General features: G+C 70.2%; 1 protein-coding gene. It reads left to right on the forward strand.

The genetic code is table 11. The features are described from left to right. Positions 1 to 573: DUF1631 family protein (locus tag ACEN88_RS33800; protein WP_413346730.1), on the forward strand; the 573-nt coding region annotated here is incomplete at both ends.

Consider the following 573-nt stretch of genomic DNA (forward strand, 5'->3'; position numbering starts at 1 on the left):
GCCCAACCCGGCGCCGGCTTCGCAGCGGGAACGGGGCAGGCCGAGTCCGGCTGGTCGGCCGCCCTGCAAGGCATGCTGGCGCAATCCGGCGGCACGGCGCCGCTGATGGACCTGCTGGCGCGCATCGAGCGGGCGCCGGTGCAAGGAACGCAAGCAGCCGCCACGCCGCATAACGTGTTCTACCTGCCGCGCCTGAAGCAGAGCCTGCCCCAGGGCAGCCTGCCGCGCCGCGACGAACGTACGCTGGACCTGCTGTCGCGTGTGTTCGAGACCGTGTTGCTGGACGATAGTATCCCGCCGCGCACGCGCGAACTGCTGCAACTCCTGCAGGTTCCCGTGCTGAAGGCCGCTCTGCTCGACAACAATTTCTTCTTCGAGCAAGACCATCCGGCGCGCCGCCTCGTCGACCTGATGTCGCGCGTCGGCTGGGAGCAGAGAGACGATGCGGACGACCCGCTGTTCCAGGCGATGCGGCGCAGCGTCGCGCGCGTGGGCGAGGCGCGGCCGGAGGCGTTCGCGAATGCCGTCGCCGAGCTGGAAGCGGGTATCGCCGCCGACGAGTCGGCCCAGGTA

Source organism: Massilia sp. CT11-108, from assembly GCF_047302915.1.
GTDB classification, from domain to species: domain Bacteria; phylum Pseudomonadota; class Gammaproteobacteria; order Burkholderiales; family Burkholderiaceae_D; genus Telluria; species Telluria orientalis.